Annotated in this window: 12 protein-coding genes; 11 read left to right on the top strand and 1 reads right to left on the bottom strand. The window is 45.5% G+C overall.

Features of this window, described 5'->3' with window-relative positions:
- Positions 1-58: 58 nt before the first annotated feature.
- On the bottom strand, positions 59-655 hold the full coding sequence (gene plsY, locus RH86_RS17515) for a glycerol-3-phosphate 1-O-acyltransferase PlsY (RefSeq protein ID WP_009387617.1): 597 nt from the start codon (positions 653-655) through the stop codon (positions 59-61).
- A 148-nt stretch (positions 656-803) separates the two neighbouring features.
- Here plsY and folB point away from each other — a divergent pair, with 148 nt between their 5' ends.
- The 11 genes from folB (at position 804) to rpoS (ending at position 8590) form a co-directional block, all read left to right on the top strand.
- Positions 804-1157 carry a dihydroneopterin aldolase gene (folB, locus tag RH86_RS17510; protein WP_005598094.1) on the top strand — a complete coding sequence of 118 codons (354 nt, stop codon included), beginning with the start codon at positions 804-806 and terminating at the stop codon, positions 1155-1157.
- The gene (gene folK / locus RH86_RS17505; RefSeq protein WP_009387616.1) at positions 1154-1639 is read left to right on the top strand and encodes a 2-amino-4-hydroxy-6-hydroxymethyldihydropteridine diphosphokinase; all 486 of its coding nucleotides are present in this window, start codon (positions 1154-1156) and stop codon (positions 1637-1639) included. The genes folB and folK overlap by 4 nt, the downstream gene beginning before the upstream one ends.
- Before the next feature lie 21 nt (positions 1640-1660).
- Entirely contained in the window at positions 1661-2464 is an 804-nt protein-coding gene (locus tag RH86_RS17500; protein ID WP_009387615.1) for an undecaprenyl-diphosphate phosphatase, read from the top strand.
- A 104-nt stretch (positions 2465-2568) separates the two neighbouring features.
- A complete protein-coding gene (gene ftsB, locus RH86_RS17495) occupies positions 2569-2850 on the top strand; it encodes a cell division protein FtsB (RefSeq protein ID WP_009387614.1) in 282 nt (93 codons plus the stop codon).
- On the top strand, positions 2850-3572 hold the full coding sequence (gene ispD / locus RH86_RS17490) for a 2-C-methyl-D-erythritol 4-phosphate cytidylyltransferase (protein ID WP_009387613.1): 723 nt from the start codon (positions 2850-2852) through the stop codon (positions 3570-3572). The genes ftsB and ispD overlap by 1 nt, the downstream gene beginning before the upstream one ends.
- Before the next feature lie 3 nt (positions 3573-3575).
- Positions 3576-4055, top strand: coding sequence for a 2-C-methyl-D-erythritol 2,4-cyclodiphosphate synthase (gene ispF / locus RH86_RS17485; RefSeq protein ID WP_038219896.1), 480 nt, complete (start codon positions 3576-3578; stop codon positions 4053-4055).
- Positions 4056-4126: 71 nt separating this feature from the next.
- Complete coding sequence (gene truD, locus RH86_RS17480) at positions 4127-5209, top strand: tRNA pseudouridine(13) synthase TruD (protein ID WP_009387611.1); 1083 nt, start codon at positions 4127-4129, stop codon at positions 5207-5209.
- 26 nt (positions 5210-5235) lie between these two features.
- Entirely contained in the window at positions 5236-5979 is a 744-nt protein-coding gene (surE, locus tag RH86_RS17475) for a 5'/3'-nucleotidase SurE (RefSeq protein WP_009387610.1), read from the top strand.
- Positions 5980-5982: 3 nt separating this feature from the next.
- A complete protein-coding gene (locus RH86_RS17470; protein ID WP_009387609.1) occupies positions 5983-6609 on the top strand; it encodes a protein-L-isoaspartate(D-aspartate) O-methyltransferase in 627 nt (208 codons plus the stop codon).
- 2 nt (positions 6610-6611) lie between these two features.
- Complete coding sequence (nlpD, locus tag RH86_RS17465; RefSeq protein WP_009387608.1) at positions 6612-7532, top strand: murein hydrolase activator NlpD; 921 nt, start codon at positions 6612-6614, stop codon at positions 7530-7532.
- Between the two features lie 77 nt (positions 7533-7609).
- On the top strand, positions 7610-8590 hold the full coding sequence (gene rpoS, locus RH86_RS17460) for an RNA polymerase sigma factor RpoS (RefSeq protein WP_009387607.1): 981 nt from the start codon (positions 7610-7612) through the stop codon (positions 8588-8590).
- The last annotated feature ends 25 nt before the right edge of the window (positions 8591-8615 follow it).

The raw sequence follows: 8615 nt of genomic DNA, 5'->3' as shown, positions 1-8615 counted from the left end.
CTCGAATGAGGCCTTTTTTGATTTGCTTGGTATTCACGATAGCGGTGCAAATTTACGCTTATTTAAATTTCTTGCTGCCTAATTTTGGCTCAGTGCCATCAAACAGTCGGCGAATGTTTTGATGGTGACGGAAGATGATCAAACAACAGAGCATGGCCACAGGCAGAGTATATTGTGGCTTGATCATCCAAGTATACATGGGTGCCAGTAACACCGTCACCAGCGCAGCCAGTGATGAAATACGGAAGATAAAAGCAGTAATGATCCAGGTGGCGATCACCATTCCAGTAAGATCCAAGCCGATCGGCGCAATGGCGCCTAATGCTGTCGCGACTCCTTTTCCGCCAGAGAAATGGAAAAAGAGCGGGTACATGTGACCAAGACAGGCTGCAATGGCGACAATACCAAGCATGATGGGATCAATTTCTAGCAAATAGCCGCCCCAGACCGGAATGGTACCTTTAAGCATGTCACACAGTAAGACTGACAGCGCTGCTTTACGCCCACCAATGCGCAGCACGTTGGTCGCTCCAGGATTGTTGGATCCGACTTTGCGAGGATCAGGCAGGCGCAAGATCCGGCAGATCAAAACGGCACTAGAGATCGAACCTAGTAAATAGGCAAAAATGATCATGGCTAGTGCTAATGGCGTCATAAAGAGTCAACTCGATGAAAAAAGTGTCTATGGTGCAAGTAATTGATATCATATCGCGCTCTCACTACTTACTGTAAGTAGTTGAGAGTTAAATAGTACGATTTTTTCTCTTTATTGGGTATCCGACCTGTATAGGAAGCGACGAAGAATGGACAAAGTATTTATCGAACAACTTGAAGTGATCACTACTATTGGTGCTTACGATTGGGAACAAGAGATTAAGCAAAAGCTTGTGCTGGATATTGAAATGGCGCATGACAATCGTGTGGCTGGTAAGAGTGATGATGTTGCCGATGCTTTGGACTATGCCCAAGTGAGCGCTGCTGTACTGAACCATATCGGCAATGGTCGCTTTTTATTGGTTGAACGTGTAGCGGAAGAAGTTGCGCAGTTGATCATGTCACAATTTAGCGTGCCTTGGATCAAGATCCGTTTGACGAAGCCGGGTGCGGTACCTCAAGCCAAAGGCGTCGGTGTAGTGATCGAACGCGGACAGCTATGATTACCGCTTATATTGGGGTTGGCTCCAATATTGATCGTAAAAAGCATATTGAGACCGCGATTGTCGAATTGTCTCGAATTGGAGAAGAGTTACAAATCTCTACAATTTATGAGTGTGAAGCGGTTGGTTTCAAAAGTGAGCCTTTTTACAATCTCGTGGTGAAAATGAAAACCGCTCTGGAAGTCACGGAATTTTCACATGCCCTGCGTAAGATAGAGCTTAAATGGGGACGCAGGGAAGACGCCGCTAAGTTTGAGGCTCGCACGTTGGATTTGGATATCATCTTATTTGGAGAGTTGGTGAGTGAACATCAACCGCAAATACCACGTGATGATATCTACAAGTTTGCATTTGTGATTCAACCACTTAATGAACTATGCCCGCAATTAGTTGTCCCAGGAGATGGTAGAACCATTCAGCAAATTTTTACCTCTACCGATTACCCTGAAGTTTTAACCATGGTTAAGCCATGGTTTTTTTGATTGGTCGTTAATGAGATTACAATGAGTACTTTTGAAGCGTTTATCTTGGCCTTGATCCAAGGCTTAACTGAATTTTTACCTATTTCAAGCTCTGCTCACCTGATTCTACCCTCGGCAGTGTTTGGCTGGGCCGATCAAGGTTTGGCGTTCGATGTTGCGGTGCATGTTGGCACACTAGCAGCGGTGATGATCTATTTCCGCGCTGAAGTCGTAAGTTTGCTATCGGCATTTTTCGGTTCGATCTTTAAAGGCGAACGCAGTAAAGAATCGAAATTGGCGTGGATGATCGTGCTCGCAACGATCCCTGCATGTATCTTCGGCTTATTGATGAAAGACATCATCGAAATTTATCTGCGCAGCGCATGGATTATTGCCATCACTACCATCGTGTTTGGTTTACTGCTTTGGTATGTCGATAAGAATGCCAGTTTGGTTAAAGATGAATACCAAACCACGTGGAAGAAAGCCCTGTTTATTGGTGTTGCTCAAGCAATGGCGATGATTCCAGGTACCTCACGTTCTGGTGCAACGATTACCGCGGCACTTTATTTAGGCTTTACCCGTGAAGCGGCAGCACGTTTCTCATTCTTAATGTCGATTCCCATCATTTTGCTCGCGGGTGGTTATTTAAGCCTCAAGCTGGTGGAAAGTGGTGCGCCGATTGATTTTTCGGTACTGGCAACGGGGATCGTGACTTCATTTATTAGTGCCTACATTTGTATCCACTTCTTCCTGAAATTGATCTCTCGAATGGGCATGATGCCTTTCGTTATCTACCGTCTTATTTTAGGTTTCGGCTTGTTGGCCTTTTTAGCGCTTAACTAATCCAGCCTACCTTTACCTCGAAGACCACATAACCCAATCTCGCGCCATCCGCGACATTGTGGTATATATGTGGTCTTTCTATTTCTCTTCTTTAACAAAAATTTATGCGCGCTTTTGCTCTGATCTTAATATTACTATTTGGCTGGCTTCAGTTCACCTTGTGGCTGGGCAAAAATGGTATCACTGACTTTCAAGCCGTCAGTGCGGATATTGAGGTGCAAAATCAGGTAAATACCAATCTAGCGGTGCGCAACAATGAAATGTTTGCTGAGATTGACGATCTGCGCCAAGGCCTTGATGCTATTGAAGAGCGTGCTCGTCATGAGCTTGGCATGGTTAAAGAAGGTGAAACCTTCTACCGCATTATTGGAGATGATCACAAATAATGGTGACTCAATCCTCTCATTTTACGTTGTTGCGATCTATTGTTGCGATTGTGCCAGCAGCTGGTGTTGGCAGCCGCATGAAAGCGGGCAAACCTAAGCAATACCTCACTATTGGCCAACAAACGGTCCTTGAGCATACGGTTGAAAAACTGTTAGCGCATCCTGCGGTCGGGATTGTGGTGGTCGCGATTACCGATGGCGACCCTTATTTTCCAGAATTAAGCATCGCTACTCATCCGCGCGTTATTCGCGTATCGGGTGGTAAAGAGCGAGCCGATTCGGTTTTATCTGCCTTGCAATATGTGCAAGCTCACCAGCTTGGCGAGTGGGCGATGGTGCATGATGCTGCGCGTCCGTGCGTGCGAGTAGAAGATCTAAATACACTGATTTCAGTATCACAAACCCATGATGTTGGAGCTATTTTAGCTTCTCCGGTGCGTGATACGATGAAGCGGTCTAACCAAAATGGCGATATAGACCATACGGTTGATCGCGAAGCTTTGTGGCATGCATTAACCCCACAAATGTTTAAAACAGAACCGCTAACGCGCATTTTGAGCGACGCTCTGGCAGCGGGTGCTATGATTACCGATGAGGCCTCTGCCTTTGAATGGGCCGGCTTACAACCTGCGTTAGTGCAAGGTTATGCGGACAATATCAAAATCACTCAGCCTGAAGATTTAGCGTTAGCCGAGTTCTATCTTGAGCGAGAAAAAGGATAAAACATGATGCGAATTGGTCACGGCTTCGATGTACATAAATTTGGTGGCGAAGGCCCAGTCATTATTGGCGGTGTTGCCGTTCCTTATGAGCAAGGATTGATTGCCCACTCTGATGGTGATGTTGCGCTGCATGCATTGTGCGATGCACTGCTTGGTGCGATTGCTGCTGGTGATATTGGTCGCCATTTTCCTGATACGGATGATGAGTGGAAAGGGGCTGATAGCCGTATGCTATTGCGTGATGTCTACCGCCGCGTCAAAGAGCAAGGTTATACCTTGGGTAATGCCGACGTTACGATTATGGCGCAAGCCCCTAAAATGGCCCCGCATATTGAAGCCATGTGTACGTCGATTGCCCAAGATTTAGAAACGGATCTTGGCAACGTCAATGTAAAAGCGACAACAACAGAGCGCTTAGGTTTTACAGGCCGTAAAGAAGGCATCGCTTGTGAAGCGGTGGTGTTACTGGTTAAACAAAATTAATTTTAATCGTTGGTTTTCGCTGTTGGCGCCATTGTTGCTGCCAGCAACGAAGAGCTGCGATGGAACTCATCATGTCAGATATTCTATCTCCATTGGCTTACCTAACGGGTAAACCAACCGCTCAAGGCAAGCTAAAAGCAAAACCTGAGCACTTCCAAGTTTTCGAAAACCTCGGTTTTGAGTTTGCCGGTCAAGGCGAGCACCTGATGGTACGTATTCGTAAAACTGGTGAAAACACCGCATTTGTGGCCAATGAACTTGCCAAAGCATGCGGCGTGAAGTCAAAAGATGTCAGCTGGTCTGGCTTGAAAGATCGCCACGCGGTGACGGAGCAATGGTTGAGTGTGCATCTGCCAAAAGGTGAAACTCCGGATTTTTCTGCTTTTTTAGCGCAGTACCCACAGATCGAAATTATTAAGACTGATCGTCATAATAAAAAGCTACGTCCTGGTGATCATATCAGTAACAGCTTTGTTGTGACGATATCTGAAGTGACGGATGTTGTTGATGTCGTACGCCGCTTGGAAACGATTATGGAAACGGGCGTGCCGAACTACTTTGGCAGTCAGCGCTTTGGTCACAAAGGTAATAACCTCAGTGAAGCTCGTCGTTGGGGGCGTAATAACGTTCGTACTAAAGACCAAAACAAGCGCAGCCTGTTTCTTTCCAGTGCTCGTTCATGGATTTTTAATAAAATCGTGTCTGCGCGTATTGAGCAAAATACCTTTACACAAGTTATCTTGGGCGATATCGCGCTAAGTGACGTGAAGATGAGTGATGAAGAGACGGGCGTAACTAATGCTAAGCCGATCCTTGTCACGGCAGATAATTTTGCCAGCATCGGTGAAGCCGTTGCCAATAACGATATGCAGATCAGTGCGGCGATGGCTGGTGACAACGCATTGCCAACCCAAGACGATGCATTGCTATTAGAGCAACCATGCCTAGATTCAGAGCCTGATTTGATGGCATTGATTCGTGGTAACCGTATGCGCCATGATCGCCGTAGTATTGCACTTAAAGCGCAAGATCTGACATGGTCGGTGGAAGGTGACAATATTACCTTAAGCTTTAGTCTTGATTGTGGCTGTTTTGCGACATCTATTGTTCGTGAACTGATTGAAGAGATTGAAGTGGAGCGTGTTTATTCATGAGTTCTGCTTGCAACACTGAACCTCGATTGAAGATTCTGTTGAGCAATGATGATGGCGTGCATGCTGAAGGCATTCACGCCATGGCTGACGCGTTAAAACCTTTTGCCGATATCGTTATTGTCGCCCCTGACCGCAATCGGTCAGGAGCTTCAAACTCACTGACGTTAGAACAGCCACTGCGTGTTAATCAAATTGCGGATAACACCTATTCAGTGCAAGGTACGCCAACCGATTGTGTCCATTTTGCTTTGAACGAGTTGATGAAAGACAATCTGCCTGATTTGGTGCTATCTGGTATTAATCATGGTGCGAACCTTGGTGACGATGTGCTTTATTCAGGTACAGTAGCGGCGGCGATGGAAGGACATTTTCTTGGTGTTCAGTCGATAGCGTTGTCGCTGGTGGGTAAGCAACATTTTGCCACCGCCGCGCACATTGCCATCGAACTGGTTCAGCAGCACTTAGAGCGTCCAATACCAACCAATCGTCTGCTTAACGTCAATATTCCCGATCGTTCGCTAGAGCAGTTATCAGGCACATTAGTGACTCGATTAGGTGCGCGTCATCACGCCGAGGATATGATCAAGCAGAAAGATCCGCGTGGTCATGATATTTATTGGCTCGGTCCTCCCGGTAAAGAGCAAGATGCAGGAGAAGGTACGGATTTCTATGCCGTGGAACACGGCTATGTGTCGATCACACCGTTACAGGTGGATTTAACGGCGCATGAATCTATCTCCGCGATGAATCATTGGTTAAAAGGTAATTAGGCTATGGCAAACCCACATGCCGACAGATTAAAGCAGTTTCTTGTCGCTAGTGGCATTCACGATCAAGCTGTATTGGATGCGATCTATCATCTGCCACGTGAGAGCTTTGTTTCTCAGGCAATGATCCATCAGGCTTATGATAATAATGCTTTACCAATCGGTCATGGACAGACCATTTCTCAGCCATACATCGTGGCTAAGATGACAGAGACCATTGAACTGAAAAGAGACAGCAAGGTCTTAGAGGTAGGCACCGGCTCTGGTTATCAAACCGCCGTATTGGCTCAACTGGTCGATCACGTTTACTCTATTGAGCGCATTAAGGCACTACAATGGGATGCGAAACGACGTTTAAAGCAACTTGATATTTACAATGTCTCAACCAAGCATGGTGACGGTTGGCAAGGATGGGCAGCGAAAGCGCCTTTTGACGCTATTATTGTTACCGCAGCGGCTGACTCGATTCCATCGGTATTACTTGAGCAGCTTAATGAGGGAGGCATTATGGTGATTCCGGTTGGTGTTGATGAACAGCAACTATTAAAAATTACTCGTCGCGATGGCGAGTTCCAGTCTGAAGTAATTGAAATGGTACGCTTTGTTCCATTAATTGCAGGTGATCTCGCTTAATCATGTTTGTTAAGTCTAATTCATTATTGATGTTTGCATTAGGTAGCGCACTAGTTGGGTGTGCTGCTCATTCCCCTGCGCCAGTATCAAGCTTGAATAAAGATTATGATGCAATTTCGCGTGGAAGTTACCGTGGTAGTTACTATGAAGTGGAGCGTGGAGATACGCTCTATTTTATCGCCTACGTCACTAATAAAGATGTAAACGAGATTATACGTTTCAATAACTTGCAAGCGCCGTACACAATTTACCCCGGACAAAAACTCAAGTTGTGGCAGCCAGCCTACAATCCCCCTTCTTATGGTAAAAGCAGTGCTGTTGTCGCTACCAGCTCAGTCGCAGTGGGCGCTGCCGCAGTAACGGCAGCCAAGCCATCAGTGGCGAGTAAAAGCTCTAATCAACAAGTTACATCAGCTAAGCCCCCCGTTAAGAAACCGGTGGCACAAAAAACGGCCTCTAAAGGGGTTGAACAATCTAAACCAAAGGAGTATGTTGGCTCTAAAGGTAAACAAAGTGTTAACAAAAATGTCAATTCAACGACATCTGCTAACGTTAAAGTTACCAAGTGGTTATGGCCAACCAAGGGGAGGGTAATTAAGAATTTTTCAGCTGGTGACCAAGGAAATAAAGGTATTGATATCGCAGGACAGCGAGGCCAAGCCATCACATCAACCGCCGCGGGATCAGTCGTCTATTCAGGTAATGCTCTACGAGGTTATGGCAATCTCGTGATAATAAAACATAACGATAAATATTTAAGCGCATATGCGCACAACGATAAGTTGCTAGTACACGAAGGACAAAGTGTAAAAGCAGGACAAAAAATCGCAACAATGGGTAGTTCGGGTACCAATAGTGTTCGCTTGCACTTTGAAATACGCTACCAAGGTAAGTCGGTGAATCCAAAACGCTACTTACCATAAACTTGACTTGCAAATAGTAAAAAATTAGCGGCATAGGATGTTTAAAATGTCTTGCTAACTCGCCATGGGGAGGCGCTATGAGTATGAGCAATACAGCAAAAGTTGAAGAATTTGATCTCAATAACATGGAAACGTTAGAGGTTGAAACACAAACCGCAAAAAAATCCGCATCAGCTAATGCAGCTGCGAAAGAAGAGTATGAGGTCTCGAATAAGAGCCTTGATGCGACGCAGCTTTACCTTGGCGAAATAGGCTTTTCACCACTACTTACCGCAGAAGAAGAAGTGCTTTATGCTCGCCGTGCCTTGCGTGGTGATGAAGCAGCACGTAAACGTATGATCGAAAGTAACCTGCGTTTGGTGGTGAAGATTTCTCGTCGTTACAGCAATCGTGGTCTTGCACTGCTTGATTTGATTGAAGAAGGTAACTTAGGTCTGATCCGAGCGGTTGAAAAATTTGATCCAGAGCGTGGCTTCCGTTTTTCAACGTATGCTACTTGGTGGATTCGTCAAACCATTGAACGTGCGTTGATGAACCAAACTCGCACAATTCGTCTACCGATTCACGTTGTTAAAGAGCTCAATATTTATCTGCGTACCGCTCGCGAGCTTTCACAAAAGCTTGACCATGAGCCAACGGCAGAAGAGATTGCAATGCAATTAGATAAGCCAGTTGATGATGTGAGTAAAATGCTACGCCTGAATGAGCGTATTAGTTCGGTTGATACCCCAATTGGTGGTGATGGCGAAAAAGCACTGTTGGATATTATTCCTGATGTGAAGCATTCTGATCCTGAAGTTTCAACACAAGATGATGATATTAAGGATTCATTGATTAATTGGCTTGATGAGCTAAATCCTAAGCAAAAAGAAGTTTTAGCGCGCCGTTTTGGTCTGCTTGGGTATGAACCATCAACACTTGAAGAAGTGGGACGCGAGATTAATCTAACACGTGAGCGTGTGCGTCAGATTCAAGTTGAAGGCCTACGTCGTTTACGTGAAATCTTGATTAAACAAGGTTTGAGCATGGAAAACTTGTTCAGCGTAGAAGACGACTAACGTTCATTTTAACTGCATAGTGGCA

It is taken from the genome of Vibrio sp. N418, assembly GCF_000222565.1.
Taxonomy (GTDB): Bacteria; Pseudomonadota; Gammaproteobacteria; order Enterobacterales; family Vibrionaceae; genus Vibrio; species Vibrio scophthalmi.
Note: the sequence above shows the minus strand (reverse complement) of the source record. Positions and strands in the feature narration are given on the sequence as shown.

What these genes read in the sequence shown, in the direction of transcription:
- plsY (WP_009387617.1), bottom strand. Translation starts at nt 655, where the DNA reads ATGACGCCATTAGCACTAGCCATGATCATTTTTGCCTATTTACTAGGT.
- folB (WP_005598094.1), top strand. Translation starts at nt 804, where the DNA reads ATGGACAAAGTATTTATCGAACAACTTGAAGTGATCACTACTATTGGT.
- folK (WP_009387616.1), top strand. Translation starts at nt 1,154, where the DNA reads ATGATTACCGCTTATATTGGGGTTGGCTCCAATATTGATCGTAAAAAG.
- RH86_RS17500 (WP_009387615.1), top strand. Translation starts at nt 1,661, where the DNA reads ATGAGTACTTTTGAAGCGTTTATCTTGGCCTTGATCCAAGGCTTAACT.
- ftsB (WP_009387614.1), top strand. Translation starts at nt 2,569, where the DNA reads ATGCGCGCTTTTGCTCTGATCTTAATATTACTATTTGGCTGGCTTCAG.
- ispD (WP_009387613.1), top strand. Translation starts at nt 2,850, where the DNA reads ATGGTGACTCAATCCTCTCATTTTACGTTGTTGCGATCTATTGTTGCG.
- ispF (WP_038219896.1), top strand. Translation starts at nt 3,576, where the DNA reads ATGATGCGAATTGGTCACGGCTTCGATGTACATAAATTTGGTGGCGAA.
- truD (WP_009387611.1), top strand. Translation starts at nt 4,127, where the DNA reads ATGTCAGATATTCTATCTCCATTGGCTTACCTAACGGGTAAACCAACC.
- RH86_RS17470 (WP_009387609.1), top strand. Translation starts at nt 5,983, where the DNA reads ATGGCAAACCCACATGCCGACAGATTAAAGCAGTTTCTTGTCGCTAGT.
- nlpD (WP_009387608.1), top strand. Translation starts at nt 6,612, where the DNA reads ATGTTTGTTAAGTCTAATTCATTATTGATGTTTGCATTAGGTAGCGCA.
- rpoS (WP_009387607.1), top strand. Translation starts at nt 7,610, where the DNA reads ATGAGTATGAGCAATACAGCAAAAGTTGAAGAATTTGATCTCAATAAC.